Source organism: Fischerella muscicola PCC 7414 (assembly GCF_000317205.1).
Taxonomy (GTDB): domain Bacteria; phylum Cyanobacteriota; class Cyanobacteriia; order Cyanobacteriales; family Nostocaceae; genus Fischerella; species Fischerella muscicola.
Window position 1 is genome coordinate 53,914 of the sequence record NZ_AJLK01000109.1, and the last position, 19,544, is coordinate 73,457.

Here is a 19,544-nt window from a genome sequence, read left to right on the forward strand (position 1 = left end):
GTTGGTTGTTGGTTGTTGGTTGTTGGTGGTTGGTGGTTGGTGGTTGGTGGTGAGTCCAGCCCCCCAAAAAGGCGGTTCCCGTCACGATGGGGGACTGGCGAACCCGAAGGGTTGGTTGGTTATTTACTACTCCTCACACTCCCCCCACTGCCCCTAATCCCCACTCCCTTAGGGGAGTGGGGGCCGGTGAGTTCCCCACCTCCCCATCTCCCCATCTCCCCATCTCCCCATCTCCCCACTGCCCCTAATCCCCACTCCCTTAGGGGAGTGGGGGCCGGTGAGTTCCCCACCTCCCCACCACTCTCCCCAGTAATTCCGTCGCTTGCGAATCTTGGCTGATAATTTCACCTTTACGATCAAACAATACAGTACCAACTTTCAAAGTGACGTTTGCATATTTCTGCACGTAAGCAGTTGCTTTGTGACTAATTTTTTCAGCCAATTTCCCAAAAACTAATTCTGACAATCCCAGTTCGATCAATTTTTTGTGTGCAGCATCGGCGGTTTTTGCTTCTAAAACTGCACTTACAGCCTGTAAATCACCGCCAACAGCAACCACAGCAGCGCTGATGATTTCTAACTTGGCATCTGCTAAATGACTGGAAGTATTGAAAATACCCCCTGCTAGCTTAATTAGTTTGCCCTGATATCCCAACAATAAAACAGAATTCGCATGGTATAGTCCAGCTTCTACAAGCATTGCACCAATCCAGTTACCAGTTTGTGCGATCGCTGACTCTGGTATGCCTAAACGCTGGGCTACTTGCATACCATTGTTACCTATACAAAATACTAAGTCAGTACAATCCCTGACTTTAGTTTGCAATGACTGTCGAAATTCTTCTAGATGATCAGCCGCTGATAGAGGTTGAGAAATGCCACTAGTTCCCAACAATGAAAGTCCTTCTAAAATGCCAAAAGCCTCATTGGAGGTGCGTTGTGCCAACTGCCGACCTTCGGGAAGAATAATCGATACTGTGACTGTTTGCTCTGGAGGAATCAAAGGTAGTAAATTGGCATCAAATAGACGACGAGCATAACTATAAATTGCTGCTTCGCCAGAAGCTGTTTTTCCCAAACCTTCGCCTGCTTCCAAAACCAAAGCTTGAGACTGTCGTGGTGACAACCTCACCCAAGCCCAAATAGGCGTATTTCTAGTCAAATCTAGGTTATCACCAGGATCACTGAGCGTAATAGCTAGGGCGCTATGTGATTCTAGGGTTGCTACCTGAGAGATGGGAATTTCTGCTATTCCAGGTAACAGATCAATCTCAACGGATACCTGTGAGTTCTTGCTATTTAGATGCATCAAAGCTGCCTTAGCAGCAGCTACTGCAAATACTGGTAGAGTGTAACCTGTACGAGCCATAGGGCAAAGTTAGAAGGCAGAGGGCAGAGGGCTGAAGGAAAAAAGATTTTTTACAACTTACTAGTGGTTCATCGAATTAATTATGATGGGCCGCGAGATCCCCGACTTTTTTAAAAAGTCGGGGATCTGACCTCTGGCAACCACTCAGAACTAATGAGACAGACCACTAGCCTCTAATCTTTTTCTTGGTAGATTAAATTAAAGTACTAACCCACCTAATCACAATTAAACCGCTAAAGAACTGGTTTGAGGTTGATTAAACAACTTGGCTAACTGACGGCCTGAGCGAGATTTCCAATTTCCTTTGCCGTAGACATATCCAGCAATCAATGGTAAAGCCAAAGTTGCTTCAGCGAATACCATTTGTTCAGTAGTTTTATCCACCTTACCCCACGAATGAGCTTCTTTAAGGGTAGAACCTGATAAACCACCATCACGTTCATCAGCTACAGTTACTTGAATTGTGTACTTGTGCATTGCGGTTTCAAAACCAAGTAACTCTGCGGCTACTACTGTATCTTGAGCAAAGTTTTTTGGCACTCCGCCACCAATCATTACCAAGCCAGTATCACCTGCTGCTAGTTTGCATTGCGTCAATTCCCGGAAATCACGCACAGAATCAATTGTCAGATGGGACTCTGGAGAATGCCACTGGTGATGTACTAGACCAAATCCAGCAGAACAATCACTGAAAGCAGGGACAAAAATTGGTACTTGATGTTGATAAGCAGATAGTACTACAGACTGAGTTGTTGTACCTCGATGCTCTAAGTAAGCACCCATGTGCTGGATAAACTCTCGCGAAGAATAGGGACGGGGTGATAAAGATCCTGCAATTTCTGCAATTGTCATATCGCAAATTCGCAACTGATCTTCATCAATATATGTGTCGTAAATGCGATCAATCCGTTGTTGTCTGAGAAATTCATCATCTACAAACGGATCGCCAACATAGTGACGATAACCAAGTGCTTCAAAAAAGTCCTGGTCAACAATGTTCGCACCAGTAGACACTATGACGTCTACCATATTGTGTGTAATCAAATCGCAGACAATTTCCTTGAGACCCGCACTAAACAAGGAGCCGGCCAGACAGAGAATAATTGTACAATTTGGCTCTTGCAGCATCTCATTATAAATTTTCGCTGCTCGTCCCAGATTTCTACCCTGAAATGCTGTTTGACTCATTGCTTCAACCAGTTCAACTACATCAAACTTTTTGATGTCAATGTGTTTAACGGTTTCTTGCAACAGTGTTTCCCGATTCATGGTACATTTCTCCGAATTTCAAAAGTTACACGACTTACGTAGCGACATCCAGAAAAGTCAAGTCTATACTAGGCGCTTCGTTCTTGTCGTACCATGACAAACCAGGGTCAGATTCTCGTCTTCTGCTTAATCTAACATTGAGTTCCCAGGTATTAAGATTTTGGGAAAGTTGACAGGTCAATTTGGGTACTAAGAGTTTATCTAAACATAAATATATATTATTACCTAGTTTACATTACTTAAAATTGTTTGTTGGTTGTTAGTGGTTAGTGGTTAGTAGTTGTTCACTACTCCACCCTTACCTTAACCCGCTACGCGTCTACACACCCCTCACACCCATCATACTCCCCATCTCCCCACACTCCCCCACTCTCCCCTAATATTTACTTGTACGTTAAATCCGCTTTTCAGGAGTTGGGAATGACCGCAGCAACAGATCCGGTAAAATTGATGAAGCAACAAGTTGGTAAAGCCGCCGCCGACTTAGTCAAATCAGGTTCTATCGTCGGTTTAGGCACAGGTTCAACCACAGCCTATGCGATTCAATATATTGGAGAACGCCTCAAGTCGGGTGAACTCAAAGATATTGTTGGTGTTCCCACTTCTTTTCAAGCAGAAGTGCTGGCGAAGGAATACGGTATTCCACTAACCACTTTAGATGCTATTAACCACATCGATATTGCCATTGATGGTGCTGATGAGGTCGATCCGCAGAAGAATTTAATCAAAGGTGGTGGTGCTGCACATACCCGCGAAAAAGTTGTAGATTACCTAGCAGATCAGTTTATTGTGGTTGTGGATGCTGGTAAGCTGGTCGATCGCTTGGGTTCAGTTTTTGCTGTGCCGGTGGAAGTAATACCAATGGCTGTCACGCCTGTAATGCGCGCGGTTACACAACTTGGCGGTAAACCAGAACTGCGAATGGGTGTAAAAAAAGCCGGGCCTGTGATCACAGACCAAGGCAATATGGTGATCGACGTCAAATTTGACTCTATTGATGATCCAGTTAACCTCGAAAAAACATTGAATAATATTCCCGGTGTTTTAGAAAATGGCATCTTTGTTAATTGTGCAGACCTCGTATTAATTGGCGAAGTCAAAGATGGTCAACCTGTAGTACGGGAAATGTAGAAATTTAAAATCTATAGAGACGCATAAGGCGTCTCTACAATTAAAATGCTCTGCAAACACCTGAATTTTGGTGCAGACGTTGGAAGTCCCTGCTGGTAACATCGTAGGCAGTAAGAACTACTTCTCCTTTTTCATTGAATATCCACCCTTGAGCTGGGACAATCTGTTTAGTAGTAGCAGAGGTTTTTGGCTGGTTGATGGTAGCAGTTTGGGAACTACTACTGGTGACTGGTTGTGCTAAATCAACACGAACATTGTCACTGCTGAAATTTTCATTGGGACTAGATGGTAAACCACCCCGTCCAGTGATGATAAATGCACTACCTGTACCTTTTTGACAGGGATTTTGAGCAATTTGATCACCTGGGTCTGTAAGATTGTTTGGTAATTGTACTAATCCCTGGCTGGGGTTGATATCTGTAGTATTAATTCTTACCGTGCCACCGAATTGGGTTCCAAGGTCAGAAGTAGCGGTGATATCACTGTCCGGACTACTGAACCTATAAGCAGCTTGGATAAATACATTACCCCCAAAACCTTTTTCAGCATTTGCACTGATATCACTATTTCCTAAAGCAACAAAGTTCCCAGTCAGAATGCTAATATTTCCACCTTGAACAGTACCTCTGGCGTTGGTTTGGATGATGCTATTGCGACGTAAGATTAAGTCACGGGAGTTAAGGATAATATTACCTTGACCACCTGTAGTATTAGCAGTAATCGACGCCCGATTGTCTAATCGAATGTCTTTTGCAGTTGTGACTTCTATGTTACCTGCTGCACCAGTTCCTTCACTATCTGTAGTTAGGGTAGCGCCATTAGAAAGAGAAAGCGATCGCGCATTGATTTTAATACCACCAGCATCACCCACACCTGATGATGCAACAACGCTATAAATTCCACTGCCGAATCCTTCCTGATCCTTGCCCGAAGCGGTGATATTGCCAGTTGCATTAATGATCACACTACCAGCATTTCCTTGTCCAAGGGTGCTGGCATTAATTACTGCACCATTAGTCAAAGAAAGATTATTGGTTTTGATTTCAATACCACCAGCATTACCAACACTAGATGGATTCACAATGCTAAAAATTCCACTGACAAATCCATCCTGATCCTCACCATCAGCGGTGATATTGCCACTTGCATTAATGATGACTCTACCTGCATTTCCATTTCCAAAAGTGCTGGCACTTATTACTGCCCCATCAGTTAAAGAAAGGTCTTTAGTATTGATCTCGATACCACCTGCATCTCCTTTTTCTGTTGAGTATACTCGGCTAAAAATTCCACTGTTGCTTCCATTGCTATCCTCACCGGAAGCAGAGATATTGTTAGTCGCATTGATAATGACTCTACCAGCATTTCCCTTTCCATAAGTGCTGGCACTAATTTGTCCGCCATTGATGAGAGAAAGGTTGTTAGCCGTGACATTGACATCACCAGCAGTACCAGTTGTCTCAGGGAAAAGATTATTTTGCACTCGTGCATTGGATAAGGTGATATCTGAGAGCAAAATATTAGTGGGAAAATTCAGCTTAAAGTTATTACCAGTTACATCTAGTCCTACTGTCCCTGATGTTGCTAATCCTCCTAATTCAATGCTGCCTCCTGTTGCAGTTAGTCTGCCCCCATCTGATAAATTAATATTGCCGCCTACCAGCGCTAGGGAGTTTCCTGGTTGCACTTGAAGTCCAACTACATTATTGTTTGCATCCTGCGCTATAGATTGGTTGGCTATGATTCCAGGGTTATTACGAAACCGCAAACCAATGGGAACATTTACTGTTAAAAGTGGTGGTGCTTGTGGATCAGTCGCACTAAACTCAAAATTATTGTTAAATATAAAACTGTCAGCTGTGGTTCCAAAAAATGAACCACCTAAATCTAAACTGGCATTAGGCCCAAAAAAAATCCCTTTCGGGTTGAGTAAAAATAGATTCGCGTTACCTAAGACACCAAGTTTACCCAGAATGTTAGAAGGATTGCCGCCTGTGACTCTGGTGAGAATATTAGTTATGTTAGCCGGATTAGAAAAATAGGCTCCCCTACCTTCACCAACATTAAATTCCTGAAAACTATGGAAAAGATTTGAGCCGCGAATCGCACCACCATCAATGCGATCGCTCGGTATACCTTTAATTACATCTGGATTAACTATAGAACTTTCAGCACCCAAACTATTGTCAGGGATGATTTGCGCTTCAGCAATAGTGATAAATGCAAGAGTTTCTAATATCGCTACGGGCAAGTGAAGAGAAGGAGTGTATGCCTAAGCTGTTTCATCCTCAGCATCCTGTTTTAATTATGGAAGAGAAGCCTGACAAGTGAAAATACGGAAATTTGCACTTTATAGAGTAAAATAAACCAAATTGCCATGTTATGGCGAATGATCGTAAATTTTCTTAAGAATAGAATGATAAATTATACTTTACTTCATATTTTTAGATATTAGAAGCCGGGAAAATTAAGATTCAAATTCTTGCTCTCAAGTATGAAATTGGGCATTTGTACTGGTGTGTCCCATTAATTTTGATAGGCTGCAAGATCCCCGACTTTTCCCAAAAGTCGGGGATCTGACCAATAATTAGTTTGTGGTTAGTTGTTGCTTGGTAGTTATCGCCAAACAACGATCAACAACTAACAATCAACCAAATTAAGTTTATTCACACCCATACCTTTGATGCTATACAGAAGATTTGGCCGTACAGAATTACAAATGCCTGTGTTTTCCTGTGGAGGTATGCGATACCAATATAAATGGCAAGATGTGCCACAGTGGAAGATTCCCCGTGATAATCAGGCAAACTTGGAAGCGACAATTCAACGGGCAATAGAATTAGGCATTAATCATATCGAAACTGCTCGTGGTTATGGTAGTTCGGAAATGCAGTTGGGAAGAATTTTACCTAAACTTAAGCGCGAAAAATTGATTGTTCAGACTAAAATCAGTCCACAGGCAGATGCAAAAGCATTTTTAAGAGACTTTGAAAAATCGCTACGATATCTGCGTTTAGACTATGTTGATTTACTAGGAATACATGGCATCAACAATGCTGAATTATTAAACTACACTATCCGACCGGATGCTTGTTTAGAAGTCGCAAACAAGCTAAAAGCCCAAGGTAAAGTCAGGTTTATCGGCTTTTCTACCCATGCTCCTACAGATATTATTATTCAGACAATTAACACTAATCAATTCGATTATGTTAATTTGCACTGGTATTATATTAATCAATTTAATTGGGCTGCGATTGAGGCTGCTACTCGCCATGATATGGGTGTATTTATTATTAGCCCATCTGATAAGGGAGGGAAGTTATACAATCCACCACAAAAGTTAGTCGAACTTTGCGCCCCTTTGAGTCCGATGGTGTTTAACGATTTGTTTTGTTTGAGTCGTCCCCAAGTACATACTCTCAGTTTAGGGGCAGCAAAACCAACAGACTTTGATGAACATCTGAAAACTTTAGATTTACTGGATAACGCCTCGGAAATTTTGCCACTAATTTTGGCACGTCTAGAGGAAGAAGCGATCGCAATTTTAGGAGAAGATTGGGTCAAAACCTGGCATGTCAATTTACCCACCTACGAACAAACTCCTGGACAGGTGAATATTCCAATAATTTTGTGGCTGTGGAATTTAGCGATCGCCTACGATATGGTAGACTACGCCAAAATGCGCTACAACTTGCTTGGCAATGGTAGTCACTGGTTCCCTGGTAACAAAGCAGACCACATAGACAAACTAGATTTGCAGCAATGTCTCAACCACAGTCCCCATGCAGATAAAATTCCTCGTGTCCTTGCACAAGCACACCAAATCTTACAAGGTGAAGCTGTACAGCGATTATCACGGAGTTAATGGGACAAAATCTACGAAAATAATAACTGCAAACCAATTTCACTAATTTATTTGCTTCAGTAACTCTTATGATTCTTCAACGTCGGCATTTTTTGGTTTTACTTGGTGCAGGTGTAGGTGCTTTTGCTTTAGATGCTTGTGCTTCTGCCAGTACACCCACTCCTTCTACTTCTCCTACTTCTTCTCCTACTCCCCCTACTACACCAAGTAATTCAGGGGCAATTCAACTACCACCTTTGCCTTATGATTACAATGCCTTAGAACCACACATTGATGAAGCTACAATGCGCTTCCATCATGACAAACACCATGCAACTTATGTCAAAAACCTGAATGCGGCATTGGATAAATATCCGGATCTTAAAAACAAAAATGTAGAAGATTTACTGCGTAATCTCGACAGCGTTCCCGAAGATATTCGCACAACGGTACGCAATAATGGTGGCGGCCATATTAATCACTCGATGTTTTGGCTGATTATGAAACCAGATGGTGGTGGTGAACCAACCGGGGCGATCGCTGATGCTATTCAAGACAATTTTGGCAGTTTTGCAAATTTCAAAAAGCAGTTCAACGATGCTGGTAGTAAACGTTTTGGTAGTGGTTGGGTTTGGCTGGTGCGTAACAAAGATGGCAGGCTGGAGGTTGTTAGTACACCCAATCAGGATACTCCCCTGAGTGAAGGCAAATATCCAATTATGGGTAATGATGTATGGGAACACGCTTATTACCTCAAATACCAAAACCGCCGCGCCGATTATTTAGATGCTTGGTGGAACGTGCTGAACTGGGATGAAATTAACAAACGATTTGCAGCAGCAACTTAAGCGGTTATTGGTTTGTAGGCGCTATAAATTTAATCGTTATTTGCGATCGCTTTCACGTTTATAGTGAATGGGTTCCCGTTCATAAACAACATCAAGATGTTAGTCACAAATGTCTTAATGTTCTTTATGAATGGGTTCTGAGAGAATCCCAATTTCAAAAAATACCTTTAAGCACTAAAGTGCTTACTAAAAACACCTATTTTTAAAAATGTTAAGTTCAAAAGGGTATAGGAATGTAAGAGTATAAGTGTGTATGAGGAAGAAAAACAATTAATATATTTACCCTTACACCCTATTTTTTGTAAGAGTGAAACTGTGAACTACTTAACCGTGCCTTCTTTGCCAGAATTGCCAGATATATGGCAGCAAACTCTCAATTGGCAACCAACAGCCGAACAGCAGGTACAATTGCAGAGGTTGTATGAATTAATTTTAGAAGGTAATCAAAAGCTTAATTTAACTAGAATCACCAACCCTCAGGAATTTTGGGAAAAACATCTCTGGGATTCTCTGCGGGGAATTGCACCCTTACTAGGAGATGGGGAGATGGGGAGATGGGGCGATGGGGAGAAAGATTTCACCCCACCACCCCACCACCCCACCACCCCACCACCCCATCACTTCATTGATATTGGCACAGGTGCAGGTTTTCCTGGTATTCCTGTAGCGATCGCACTGCCCGACTGTACTGTCACACTTGTGGACTCTACTCGCAAAAAAATAGCTTTTATTGAAAACATCCTACCTGAGTTGAAACTAGATAATGTTAAAACATTAATCGGCAGAGCTGAGGAAATCGGTCAGCAGTCCCAGCACCGCCAAAACTACGATGTAGCTATGATACGCGCTGTTGGTAATGCATCAGTTTGTGCGGAATATACTTTGCCATTACTCAAACAGGGTGGTTTAGCCATAATTTATCGGGGTAACTGGACACAAGAGGAAACTACAGCTTTAACAGATGCTGTCAAACTGCTTGGTGGTGAAATAGAAGCAATTGAACAATTTACCACTCCCCTGAGTAATAGCCTTCGTCACTGTTTGTACTTACGGAAGATTGCAACTACACCAACTAAATTTCCCCGTGCTGTCGGTATACCAACACACAAACCTCTTTAATATGCAATGGTCAATTGTCATTTGTTAAGTGTCAATTGTCATTTGTCATTCGCTAATTGACCAATGACACTTGATCTCTTCCCCGATGACCAATGATCAATGACTAATGACTAATGACTTAAATTAGATTAAAGTTAAAAAGTGTAAAGAATTATCAGTTTTCCTCTAATCTTTTAAAACAACTTGTTCACGTCTACTGTAGAGAATCGTATAAAAAAGTCCATGCAGCATTGTTTTTGGCGACGAATTCTGGTATTTTGCGCAGTGTTTTTCTTGGCAGGGTCTATTTGGGTAACACATCCTCCCTACGCTCATGCTTACGACAATCCAGAGTTACTACCAGACACTCCAACCCCAGTCGTAGACTTAGCCAAATCGCTTACCTCTGCTCAGGAAGAAAACCTTGTTAAAAAACTAGAACAATTTGAAGCTGAAACCGGCTGGAAGTTGAGAGTTTTAACTCAGTATGACCGTACGCCTGGTTTAGCAGTTAAAAACTTTTGGAAACTTGATGATAAAAGTGTTTTATTAGTTGCTGATGCCAGTGGTGGTAATATTCTCAATTTCAACGTCGGCGATGCAGTTTATAAGTTGCTACCCCGCACATTTTGGGTAGAACTACAAACACGCTTTGGCAACTTATACTTTGTACGAGAAGAAGGCGAAGACGGAGCAATCATACAAGCTTTAGAATCAATTGAAACTTGTTTGCGTCAGGGCGGTTGCCGTGTCGTTCCCGGACTACCAAGAGAACAGTGGATTCTGACACTGATTAGCTCAATCATTGGTGGAATTGTTTGTGGATTTGCGGCTCAACCCCGGCGTGACGGACAAATTATTGCTTGGCAATGGGCTTTAATTTTTTCTCCTCTGTGGGGAATCTTGTTTATCGCTTTCGGTATTGGGCCTGTAGTATCCCGTACCTCTGACTGGCTACCTTTAGTTCGTAATATAGCTGGTTTTCTCATCGGTGTACTAGTTGCCTACTTATCTAACTTTTTCAATCGTTCTTCAGCATCGGAAATGTGACTTAGTCAATGGTCAAGGGTGAATGGTCAATTGGAAATTCTCTGTACTTTTGACTATGGACAATTGACTATGGACTACGGACTATGGACAATTGACTCTTGACTATTTAAGCTGAAATGCAATGGAATGGCACATAACTGATGCTGAAAGTTTAGCAATTATTGATAGCGAGATTGGCGAACATGTCTTTTCACCTGCCGAGTATGAAATTGTTCGGCGGGTGATTTATAGCACGGCTGATTTTGAATACAAATCTTTGATTCGTTTTTCTGAGCGTGCTTTGCAAGCAGGGGCGGCAGCCTTGGCTTCACGCACAACTATTGTTGTAGATGTGCCGATGGTACAAGTAGGTATTAACTACGCAATCCAAAGTACCTTTGCTAACGCTGTATATTGCAGCATGGATACACCTACCCGTCCTCAAAAAGAAAAAACTAAAGCAGCTTGGGGAATTGAAACTTTAGCTAAACGTTACCCTGAAGGTTTATTTGTAATTGGTCAAGCACAAACTGCTTTGTCTACATTAGTTGATTTAATTGAAGCAGAAGAAATCAGACCAGCTTTGGTGATTGCCACACCAGCAGGTTTTATCAACATAGATAAAGATAAAGAACGCTTGCAAGATTCTCTGATTCCAAACATTACAATCGATAGCCGCAAAGGTGGAGCATTAGTTGCAGCTGCGATCGTTGATGGTCTAATAGATTTGGCTTGGCAAGCCTATGGAAAAGTGAGGGGATAGGAGATCAGGGATCGGGAATTAGTTGATAATTATTCTCTATGACACCCCTCACACCCCTCATACTCCTCATACTCCCCACACTCCTTTACTCCCATTCTTCCACTCTTCTCCCCCTCTGTTCCTCTGGGGGGCGACGTCTGCGGGGTCTTTCTGATGGGCGATCGCGTAAACGACGACTCACTTCCGGAAAATAATCTCGCCGCAAATAAGGGTAATCACTCACCCACAAATCCCGACTCGGAATATAGATATCGGTAATTTCTTCAATTTTGCTCAAATCTGGACGATTTGACATCACCAGCATTTCTACTTTTTGACCACGAGCAATTACTTTATGCTCTACCCTTAGTGGCGCTCTGAGTTGGGCTGTAAATCCGGTTTCGTCACCCACTTCCAGGTTGATTCGCTTTTCCCGGTTTTCTACTATTACCAAATCACCTTTGTTGTCAACGGTTTCCTGTTTACCAATCAATTCGTCTGTAATCCACCAATCCAAAATCCGACCACGGAAAAAGCCACTGTATTTGTAACGGCGACATTTGGCATTTCGCATACTCGCCCAAAATACAGGCCCCCATAGCCAGTAAAAAGCACCAATTACTCCTAGTACAAATAGAATGGGGCCAAAACCAGGCATAGCAAAAAGCCTTACCAATACATAAACAGCTGCAATGACAACAGAAATTAACAGCCTCTGTAAAAAATCTGGAAATTTTCCCCAGTAATACTTGTACTGTGGGCCAGTGGCGATTAAGGGAATGAGTTGATTAAATTTTTGGCGAGTCAGTGGGACAAGCATTCGGATTTTGGATTTTGGATTTTAGATTTTGGATTGGAGATGGAAAATGTATACCAAGTTGGTTTTGTTGATAATAGGTAATGTGGAATGGGGAAAAGGCCAATTACCAATTACCAATTACCAGCTTGACAGATAACATAAACATTCAAGCCAACCAGATATTAGAGTATCTTCTCTAATCCATATACTAACGACTTTAACTGCAAGACTTTACGAATTGCTAGTAGTACTCCTGGCATATAGGCAGAGCGATCGCTTGTGTCATGTCGTAAGGTATAAATTTGACCAGGGGCACCAAAAATGACTTCCTGATGAGCAATCAGCCCTGGTAGACGAATGCTATGAATTCTGATTCCTTCGTCTGCAACACTACCTCTCGCCCCTGGTAATTTTTCGGTTTCTTTGACGATTGCTGAGTTAAAAGTTTTACCCATTTCTGCTAACATTTGGGCAGTTTGAATGGCAGTACCACTGGGAGCATCGGCTTTTTGGTTATGATGCAGTTCAATGATTTCTACGTGATCAAAATATTGAGATGCTGTCACAGCGGCTTGTTGCAGTAGTACCATGCCGATAGAAAAATTAGGAATGAGTAGACATCCTGTACTGGCTTTATCTGCAAAACTTGCCAAATCTTCAATTTGTTCAGGACTTAACCCTGTAGTACCAACAACCGGACGAATACCGTAGGCGATCGCACTACGGACATTATCATACACAGCATCAGGATGAGTAAAATCTACCATCACTCCTGGTTGCATTTGCCTTTCACCAGCTACATACCCCAGCATCGGTTCCAATTGATTGGTAATTGGTACTTCCAAAGGCTCACTTAAACCAGCAAGTTCGCCTGCATCTTTGCCTTGGTGTTCTGGACTAGTATCAATAGCACCCATCAGGCTCATATCGGGTGCTTGTGCCACTGCTTTGACTACCTCGCGTCCCATCTTACCAGCAGCACCGCTCACAATCACAGGGATCAAATTTTGATTCGCCATAGCTTGAATTATGCTTTTATACCCAACAAATTGTAGGAGAATTTGGGGTTGTTGTTTGTTGCTAGTTGGTTGTTAGTGGTTAGTAGTTAGTGGTTAGTGGTTAGTGGTTGGTGGTTAGTGGTTAGTGGTTGGTTGTTAGTGGTTGGTTGTTAGTGGTTGGTTGTTAGTGGTTGGTTGTTAGTGGTTGGTGGTTAGTGGTTGGTTGTTAGTGGTTGGTGGTTAGTAGTTAGTAGTTGATTGATTATTTACTACTCCACCCTGTGGGGAGCCCTCCGGGACGCTACGCGAACGCAGTCGCTCATGGGGGACTCGGGGCCCGCTTTGGGGTTGGGGGAGGAACCCCCTGTTCTGCGCGCTGTCTCACCGCTACGCGTCTACACACTCCTGATACTCCCCCTACCTCCCCATCTCCCCATCTCCCCACCTCCCCATTTCCCCACCTCCCCATTCTGGGAACTTGGCAACTATTATGTTAGTCGATGCCTTAAACTTGGCTTCATATAGCTGAGTCTTTCACTTATGTTTGGTGGTGTGTAATGGTTAAAAGTTGAGCTGAACTCTCATAAGTCTTTACGAAAGATTGGACTTGTAACCAGGAATAGCAGCAAGTAACACTATGTCCGCTTTTTCAGTAATCTTTGGGTTATCACATCAGACAACTTTATATAGAATTTACTGAACATTAACCATACAAATGTGAAAATACTATCTATTCTGCTTTCGTTAATCACCAACATTGTTGAGTAAATGAACAGAAAATTAGCTCTTTCGTTGCTTTCTAGCCCCGCACTGTTTGCGTCTATGCTGTCTATGGTGATGATGACCCAACCAGCCCGCGCAAATCAAACAGTGAACTCAACAGGAACCCACGTTTCTTGTGTAGAGTCTCCTCACTCTGCAACTCATCGTCTGGTATGTGCGCGGGTAAGTAACACTCCTACCCCACTACCCAAACCAGAAATGAAACTGGCTCAAAATAACGAACCCAGTGACATAATTGAAATGAATTTTACTGAGGAGGAAAGCGATACTGCTATAGCCTTATTTGGGTGTGACTGTCCATCTTGCCTCAACGCCTTACGGCAAATGCGTGGTCAGCCTCCTATGTCAGTCTAGTCAATTCACACTTAACTGTTATAAAAAAAGAGTCAGAGAATTTACTCTCTGACTCACAATCGGAGACAAAAAATCATCAACCCAGTAGTTAACCGTAAATATTAATACGGCAAATCACTTATGTTGCTTCTGGTACAAAAATTTAGAATCTTCCCAGGTTGTGCAGACCTAAGATAACGCCTGCTCCCAATATATGACCAAAAGCCGTAGTAGCCAGTAGCGCTGGCGCTCCAAATCCGCCAAAGAACTGGTTTGAGGGCAAGGCAGGTTCTGCATTGGGGTATTTAATGGTGAATTTGCCAAAGAGAATGGCAAGGATATTGCAGAGAATCATTGTCACCCCAACAGCGGGACTCCATTGCAGAGGTGTGGTTGCAGCCGCTAGTAAAGTAGATGTCAGCAACTGAATTTCTCCTTACAATTGTGATTGCGTTAAAAATACCAATGTGAATTTCTTACCAAAAAAAATCAATCCAAAGTTGGATTTTGCATTAATAGTTAACATTTTTTTGAATTACTTAGTAAAGGCTATTAGCGATCGCGCAACTGAAATTTTCCTGGAAGGGATAAGGCGTAAGGGATTAGGTGCAGTGGATTGGAGATAAGGACACAATCACCAGCAAAATCATCTAAACTCAAGGTGATATGATCGCTTCGCTAATTGTGTTATGTCCTCTATCATAGACTCCTTACCACCAAACCTTGCTAAGATTGTCCAGCGCTTTCAACGCGCTACAGACCCGAAACGACGCTATGAACAGTTAATTTGGTATGGTCAGAAGCTAAAGGAGTTTCCAGAAGCTGATAAAATCGCAGAAAACAAAGTACCTGGGTGTGTTTCCCAAGTTTATGTCACGGCTGATTTAGCAGACGGCAAAGTTATATTTCAAGGTGATTCTGATTCTCAATTAACTAAAGGATTAGTAGGTCTTTTAATTGAAGGCTTGAATGGACTTACGCCTGCTGAAATTGTCCAACTGACTCCAGATTTTATTCAAGAAACTGGTTTAAATGTTAGCCTCACACCTTCCCGCGCAAATGGTTTCTACAACATTTTCAAGACTATGCAAAAGAAGGCTTTAGAATGCCAGAATTAAGGGTAAAGGGGAAGGGTTAAAGGGGAAAGGGGAAATTTTTTCTTGAAAATAACTACTCTGAAAATAAGGCAGAGGGCAGAGGGCAGCTATGCTGAGGGCAAAAGATAGAAGTTAGAAGGAATCCTAATTTTCATAGGTGCTGTACTACAAGTTCATGAACCACTAAATAATTAAAATCATTAATACCTACTAATTATAAAACTTTGTCTCATGTCAACTAATTTATTATCATCTCCTACAAATTTTGGTATCGGTGGAGTAGTAAAGCAACTCTCCTGGAATTGGGAAAACCAACAATTGCAGATTGTCTATGAAACAATTGGTAGTGGTTCCCCGCTATTGCTACTTCCTGCTTTTAGCACTGTGTCTACACGAGAAGAAATGAGCGGGATAGCTAATTTACTTGCGCCCTACTTTCAAGTAGTCGGTGTAGATTGGCCTGGATTTGGAGATTCTTCCCGTTTACCTGTAAATTACGAACCTGCTATCTATGAGCAATTTCTGGAATATTTTGTTACTTCTGTTTTTGATGCCCCAATAGCAGTGGTGGCTGCTGGTCATAGCGCAGCTTATGTTCTGAAATTAGCCCAGAAAAACTCCTCTGTATTTTCACGGTTAGTTTTAGTCGCACCAACTTGGCGTGGGCCTTTACCAACGATGGGTGTAGATCGGCAGATTGCAGGAGTATTTAGAGAAATAGTGCGATCGCCTATTGTCGGTCAAGTACTCTACAAGCTCAACACTGTGCCATCTTTTTTAAGTTTTATGTACCGTCGCCACGTCTACGTAGATGCTGCCAAACTCACCCCCAGTTTCATTGAACATAAGTGGCAAAATACCCAGCAACCAGGAGCTAGATTTGCTCCTGCTGCCTTTGTAACAGGAAATCTCGACGCTGTACACAACCAAGCTGACTTTCTGACGTTGGCTAAAAATTTATCTGTGCCTTTGATGGTGGTAATTGGAGAATCCTCTCCCAGCAAATCCCGTGCTGACATGGACGCCTTGGCAGCACTAGGCACAGTCCAAACAGCCATTCTTCCTGGTTCTCTGGGAATGCATGAAGAATATCCAGAGGCAGTAGCACAGGCTATTTTGCCCTTTTTGAGGACTGGTTCTTGAAGAGGGATGGGGAGATAGGGTGTGAGGGGTGTGAGGAGTGGGGGGAGTATGAGGAGTACTAAATAACCAATCAACCACTAACCATTTTTCTGGATCAGTGCTTAATATTGAATACGATTATCATTTAAACAAAAGGTATCTGGGATATGGTCAGTAGTGTGACAACAGACGTAGTTCCAGTAACAGTTCTCACTGGTTATTTGGGAGCAGGAAAAACAACTCTGCTCAATCGTATTCTCACCCACGAACACGGCAAGAAAGTGGCTGTGATTGTGAATGAATTTGGAGAAGTCGGTATTGATAATCAATTAGTTATCGATACAGATGAAGAAATCTTTGAGATGAACAACGGCTGTATCTGCTGTACGGTGCGGGGCGATTTGATTCGCATCATCAGTAATTTGATGAGACGCCGTCATAAATTTGACCATTTAGTCATTGAAACCACCGGGTTAGCTGATCCCGCACCAGTCATTCAGACATTTTTTGTCGATGAAGATATGCGTGAACAATTAGAACTGGATGCAGTGGTAACAGTGGTAGATGCTAAGCACATTTGGCAACATTGGGAAGCTGACGAAGCACAAGAACAGATTGCCTTTGCGGACGTTATCTTGTTGAATAAAACTGATTTGGTGACGCCGGATGTGTTAGATGAATTAGAAAGGCGAATTCGTGGGATGAATGCGATGGCAAAAATTTACCGTACCCGCAATTCTGAAGTAGAAATGGATGCACTTTTAGGTGTGAAAGCCTTTGATTTAGACCGGGCTTTGGAAATTGATCCAGAATTTTTGGGAGAAGATGCCCACGAACACGATGAAAGTGTTTATTCTGTGGCTTTAGTTGCCGAAGGCGCACTTGATGGAGAGAAACTAAACAACTGGCTAGGTAAGTTACTGCAAACTCAAGGGCCAGATATCTTTCGGATGAAGGGTATTTTAAATATCGCCGGAGAGGACGATCGCTTTGTCTTTCAAGGTGTGCATATGATCTTTGAAGGCAAACCAGATCGCCCCTGGAAAGAAGGCGAAACCCGTAAAAATGAACTAGTATTCATCGGTCGTAACCTAGATGAAGCCAAACTCAAACAAGATTTTCTCGCCTGCTTAGTTTAAAGGGGATCGGGGATCAGGGATCGGAATTGGGCATAGGGCATAAATATTTATTCTCCCCATCCCCCCATCTCCCCATCTCCCATCCCCACCCCCCATTGCCCCCAACCCCACAAAGTGGGGAACCCTAGCCCCCATCCCCCCATCAGCATGAAACCATCAACTCTCAATTCCAAAGAATTTGACCAGTACTTTTCTGGAAGCCTTTCAGATTACGTGAGAGCGATCGCTTGGTCGCCCCAAGGTACAATGCTTGCTGCTGCTTCTGCTGCTGGGGAAGTAGCACTATGGCAAAATGACAATTTAACAACTTTGCAAACTGGCAATGATTACTCTGTAGATTGCCTGGCTTTTTCCCATGATGGGCAATTCTTAGCCGTGGGCGGACAGAATGGTCTGGTCAAGATTTGGCAAGGAACAGAATTAATTGCTACTTTAGAAAATGCTCCAGCTTGGGTTGATCAACTAGCTTGGAGTCCCAACTCTCACCAGTTAGCTTTTAGCTTGGGGCGGCGCGTGCAAGTCTGGAATGCTGATACTCGTGAGATTGTTGTGATTCTCAATTTTGAATCTTCATCAATATTGGGTATTGATTGGCGTAGTGATGGCAAATACCTGGCCATTGGTGGTCATCAAGGTATTAAGGTGTGGAATTGCCAAGACTGGAACCAGGAACCATATACTTTGGACATACCTTCTGTCAGTATTGCTATGGCATGGTCGCCTGATGGCAAGTATCTGGCTTCCGGCAACATGGATCGCACTATCACTGTAGTTGAAAGTCAGTTACTAGTCTCTAGTAATGACCCCCAGCCTTGGGTGATGCGCGGCTTTCCCGGTAAGATTCGTAAAATCGCCTGGTCAGATATTGGCAATCAAAATGGTGTACCGATATTGGCTTGCTGTAGCGTTGATGGTATTGTTGTTTGGGAAAAGTCGCAGGATGAGTCATTAGGTTGGGAAGCAACTGTATTAACCAACCATGTTGATGTAATTAATGCGATCGCCTTTGCACCTTATCGTTTGCTTCTGGCTTCCGCAGGCGCTGATGGCTGGATTTGTCTATGGAAAGATGCCAAAAAAGTATCGCAAATTCTCACAGGCGCATCAGATGGCTTTTCGTGTCTAGCTTGGCATCCCCAAGGCAAGCTACTAGCTGCTGGTGGTAAAGAAGGCGAATTATTTATTTGGGCAAAAACATCACGTGGTCAAGGTTTTGGACGAGGCTAACAGCTAAAAGGAACAATTATTACTCATGACTAGTCGGTAAGGATTGGCTATGATATAGTCCTACTAGGGTTTTTTGTCAATTATGAACATAATCAAACTAATTTTACTTGCTTGTCCTGTAGTCCTTGCTTGTATGCTGTTGGTAGCAAATCCGGCGGCTGCATCTCATCTCAACTCTATACCTGCTGTCACACAACAGGTAACTTTGGTATCTGCACAACCTGTTCACCAATGGGTTGCACCAAACTTATCTAGTGACTCTCAAACCATCATCGATCAACTTGGTTGCAGTTGTGCTACCTGTGTGCAAGCCAAACTTCAGATGGAAGGCAAAGTATCACTTTCTGATTTGCTTTGATCGAAGATAGAAAAGTGTAAGCCCATAGCTTTTGCCTATGGGGATAAGCCTGTAGGCGATTAAAATCGATATCAAACTTCTTTTTATAATTGAATATATATATTGTTTAATATCATATCCGTTTGAGGACTTATCATATCTGTGAAAGTCAGTAATTGGGAATGGGTAATAGGTAATTGAAAAAAACAATTACCTATTACCAACAAAAGCAACCATACTGTAATTAATTAGCCAGACTTAATATAATAGCTTTTAGCCTTTGCATCTTGACGTGAGATATCACTTTATGTAGCTGAGATTCCGGTGTTGCAAATTTGCGGTATGACTTGCTTTTCTCTGGCATATTTAAAATTCAGTT

The 19,544-nt window shown here is 42.5% G+C and carries 19 protein-coding genes; 12 read left to right on the forward strand and 7 right to left on the reverse strand.

The features are described 5' to 3' along the window. Nucleotides 1-119: 119 nt before the first annotated feature. The 3 genes from UYI_RS35840 to UYI_RS0115940 all read right to left on the reverse strand — a co-directional run bounded on the left by UYI_RS35840 (nucleotide 120) and on the right by UYI_RS0115940 (nucleotide 2,638). A complete protein-coding gene (locus UYI_RS35840) occupies nucleotides 120-290 on the reverse strand; it encodes a hypothetical protein (RefSeq protein WP_157226349.1) in 171 nt (56 codons plus the stop codon). Next, nucleotides 260-1,369, reverse strand: a complete 1,110-nt coding sequence (gene cbiD, locus UYI_RS0115935; protein WP_016867639.1) for a cobalt-precorrin-5B (C(1))-methyltransferase CbiD — start codon at nucleotides 1,367-1,369, stop codon at nucleotides 260-262. The genes UYI_RS35840 and cbiD overlap by 31 nt, the downstream gene beginning before the upstream one ends. Nucleotides 1,370-1,594: 225 nt before the next feature. After that, on the reverse strand, nucleotides 1,595-2,638 hold the full coding sequence (locus UYI_RS0115940) for a 1,9-bis(guanidino)-5-aza-nonane synthase (protein WP_016867640.1): 1,044 nt from the start codon (nucleotides 2,636-2,638) through the stop codon (nucleotides 1,595-1,597). A 420-nt stretch (nucleotides 2,639-3,058) separates the two neighbouring features. Here UYI_RS0115940 and rpiA point away from each other — a divergent pair, with 420 nt between their 5' ends. Further along, nucleotides 3,059-3,769, forward strand: a complete 711-nt coding sequence (gene rpiA / locus UYI_RS0115945) for a ribose-5-phosphate isomerase RpiA (protein WP_016867641.1) — start codon at nucleotides 3,059-3,061, stop codon at nucleotides 3,767-3,769. A 40-nt stretch (nucleotides 3,770-3,809) separates the two neighbouring features. On the opposite strand, the gene UYI_RS32755 is transcribed toward rpiA, so the two are convergent. Further along, nucleotides 3,810-6,020 (reverse strand): two-partner secretion domain-containing protein, encoded by a 2,211-nt coding sequence (locus tag UYI_RS32755; RefSeq protein ID WP_016867642.1) that lies wholly within the window; start codon nucleotides 6,018-6,020, stop codon nucleotides 3,810-3,812. A gap of 432 nt (nucleotides 6,021-6,452) precedes the next feature. Between UYI_RS32755 and UYI_RS0115955 the strand changes: the two genes are divergently transcribed. The 5 genes from UYI_RS0115955 to UYI_RS0115975 all read left to right on the forward strand — a co-directional run bounded on the left by UYI_RS0115955 (nucleotide 6,453) and on the right by UYI_RS0115975 (nucleotide 11,351). Beyond that, the gene (locus tag UYI_RS0115955) at nucleotides 6,453-7,634 is read left to right on the forward strand and encodes an aldo/keto reductase (RefSeq protein ID WP_026085982.1); all 1,182 of its coding nucleotides are present in this window, start codon (nucleotides 6,453-6,455) and stop codon (nucleotides 7,632-7,634) included. 68 nt (nucleotides 7,635-7,702) lie between these two features. Continuing rightward, nucleotides 7,703-8,461: a superoxide dismutase gene (locus tag UYI_RS0115960; RefSeq protein WP_016867644.1), complete on the forward strand. Its 759-nt coding sequence runs from the start codon at nucleotides 7,703-7,705 to the stop codon at nucleotides 8,459-8,461. 315 nt (nucleotides 8,462-8,776) lie between these two features. Beyond that, nucleotides 8,777-9,580, forward strand: a complete 804-nt coding sequence (gene rsmG, locus UYI_RS0115965) for a 16S rRNA (guanine(527)-N(7))-methyltransferase RsmG (protein WP_026085983.1) — start codon at nucleotides 8,777-8,779, stop codon at nucleotides 9,578-9,580. A gap of 222 nt (nucleotides 9,581-9,802) precedes the next feature. After that, nucleotides 9,803-10,609, forward strand: a complete 807-nt coding sequence (locus UYI_RS0115970) for a TPM domain-containing protein (RefSeq protein WP_016867646.1) — start codon at nucleotides 9,803-9,805, stop codon at nucleotides 10,607-10,609. 121 nt (nucleotides 10,610-10,730) lie between these two features. After that, complete coding sequence (locus tag UYI_RS0115975) at nucleotides 10,731-11,351, forward strand: precorrin-8X methylmutase (protein WP_016867647.1); 621 nt, start codon at nucleotides 10,731-10,733, stop codon at nucleotides 11,349-11,351. Between the two features lie 85 nt (nucleotides 11,352-11,436). Here the strand turns inward: UYI_RS0115975 and UYI_RS0115980 are convergent, their stop codons facing one another. Next, nucleotides 11,437-12,150, reverse strand: a complete 714-nt coding sequence (locus UYI_RS0115980; protein WP_016867648.1) for a hypothetical protein — start codon at nucleotides 12,148-12,150, stop codon at nucleotides 11,437-11,439. 161 nt (nucleotides 12,151-12,311) lie between these two features. Further along, nucleotides 12,312-13,148, reverse strand: a complete 837-nt coding sequence (gene dapB / locus UYI_RS0115985; protein ID WP_016867649.1) for a 4-hydroxy-tetrahydrodipicolinate reductase — start codon at nucleotides 13,146-13,148, stop codon at nucleotides 12,312-12,314. Between the two features lie 819 nt (nucleotides 13,149-13,967). On the opposite strand from dapB, the gene UYI_RS0115990 reads away from it, so the two are divergent. Next, the gene (locus UYI_RS0115990; RefSeq protein WP_016867650.1) at nucleotides 13,968-14,264 is read left to right on the forward strand and encodes a hypothetical protein; all 297 of its coding nucleotides are present in this window, start codon (nucleotides 13,968-13,970) and stop codon (nucleotides 14,262-14,264) included. 142 nt (nucleotides 14,265-14,406) lie between these two features. Here the strand turns inward: UYI_RS0115990 and psaK are convergent, their stop codons facing one another. Further along, nucleotides 14,407-14,667: a photosystem I reaction center subunit PsaK gene (psaK, locus tag UYI_RS0115995; protein WP_016867651.1), complete on the reverse strand. Its 261-nt coding sequence runs from the start codon at nucleotides 14,665-14,667 to the stop codon at nucleotides 14,407-14,409. 265 nt (nucleotides 14,668-14,932) lie between these two features. Between psaK and UYI_RS0116000 the strand changes: the two genes are divergently transcribed. From UYI_RS0116000 to UYI_RS0116025, 5 genes are all read left to right on the forward strand, one after another. Further along, nucleotides 14,933-15,361 (forward strand): SufE family protein, encoded by a 429-nt coding sequence (locus UYI_RS0116000; protein ID WP_016867652.1) that lies wholly within the window; start codon nucleotides 14,933-14,935, stop codon nucleotides 15,359-15,361. Between the two features lie 210 nt (nucleotides 15,362-15,571). After that, complete coding sequence (locus UYI_RS0116005; RefSeq protein ID WP_016867653.1) at nucleotides 15,572-16,483, forward strand: alpha/beta fold hydrolase; 912 nt, start codon at nucleotides 15,572-15,574, stop codon at nucleotides 16,481-16,483. Nucleotides 16,484-16,629: 146 nt separating this feature from the next. Continuing rightward, on the forward strand, nucleotides 16,630-17,601 hold the full coding sequence (locus tag UYI_RS0116010; RefSeq protein ID WP_016867654.1) for a CobW family GTP-binding protein: 972 nt from the start codon (nucleotides 16,630-16,632) through the stop codon (nucleotides 17,599-17,601). A gap of 147 nt (nucleotides 17,602-17,748) precedes the next feature. Continuing rightward, on the forward strand, nucleotides 17,749-18,828 hold the full coding sequence (locus UYI_RS0116020; protein ID WP_016867656.1) for a WD40 repeat domain-containing protein: 1,080 nt from the start codon (nucleotides 17,749-17,751) through the stop codon (nucleotides 18,826-18,828). Nucleotides 18,829-18,910: 82 nt separating this feature from the next. Further along, nucleotides 18,911-19,186 (forward strand): hypothetical protein, encoded by a 276-nt coding sequence (locus tag UYI_RS0116025; RefSeq protein WP_016867657.1) that lies wholly within the window; start codon nucleotides 18,911-18,913, stop codon nucleotides 19,184-19,186. Nucleotides 19,187-19,544: the final 358 nt, after the last annotated feature.

Excerpts from the sequence above, each read along its gene's own strand:
- cbiD (WP_016867639.1), bottom strand. The coding sequence starts at position 1,369 with ATGGCTCGTACAGGTTACACTCTACCAGTATTTGCAGTAGCTGCTGCT.
- UYI_RS0115940 (WP_016867640.1), bottom strand. The coding sequence starts at position 2,638 with ATGAATCGGGAAACACTGTTGCAAGAAACCGTTAAACACATTGACATC.
- rpiA (WP_016867641.1), top strand. The coding sequence starts at position 3,059 with ATGACCGCAGCAACAGATCCGGTAAAATTGATGAAGCAACAAGTTGGT.
- UYI_RS0115955 (WP_026085982.1), top strand. The coding sequence starts at position 6,453 with ATGCTATACAGAAGATTTGGCCGTACAGAATTACAAATGCCTGTGTTT.
- UYI_RS0115960 (WP_016867644.1), top strand. The coding sequence starts at position 7,703 with ATGATTCTTCAACGTCGGCATTTTTTGGTTTTACTTGGTGCAGGTGTA.
- UYI_RS0115970 (WP_016867646.1), top strand. The coding sequence starts at position 9,803 with ATGCAGCATTGTTTTTGGCGACGAATTCTGGTATTTTGCGCAGTGTTT.
- UYI_RS0115975 (WP_016867647.1), top strand. The coding sequence starts at position 10,731 with ATGGAATGGCACATAACTGATGCTGAAAGTTTAGCAATTATTGATAGC.
- UYI_RS0115980 (WP_016867648.1), bottom strand. The coding sequence starts at position 12,150 with ATGCTTGTCCCACTGACTCGCCAAAAATTTAATCAACTCATTCCCTTA.
- dapB (WP_016867649.1), bottom strand. The coding sequence starts at position 13,148 with ATGGCGAATCAAAATTTGATCCCTGTGATTGTGAGCGGTGCTGCTGGT.
- UYI_RS0115990 (WP_016867650.1), top strand. The coding sequence starts at position 13,968 with ATGACCCAACCAGCCCGCGCAAATCAAACAGTGAACTCAACAGGAACC.
- UYI_RS0116000 (WP_016867652.1), top strand. The coding sequence starts at position 14,933 with ATGTCCTCTATCATAGACTCCTTACCACCAAACCTTGCTAAGATTGTC.
- UYI_RS0116005 (WP_016867653.1), top strand. The coding sequence starts at position 15,572 with ATGTCAACTAATTTATTATCATCTCCTACAAATTTTGGTATCGGTGGA.
- UYI_RS0116010 (WP_016867654.1), top strand. The coding sequence starts at position 16,630 with ATGGTCAGTAGTGTGACAACAGACGTAGTTCCAGTAACAGTTCTCACT.
- UYI_RS0116020 (WP_016867656.1), top strand. The coding sequence starts at position 17,749 with ATGAAACCATCAACTCTCAATTCCAAAGAATTTGACCAGTACTTTTCT.
- UYI_RS0116025 (WP_016867657.1), top strand. The coding sequence starts at position 18,911 with ATGAACATAATCAAACTAATTTTACTTGCTTGTCCTGTAGTCCTTGCT.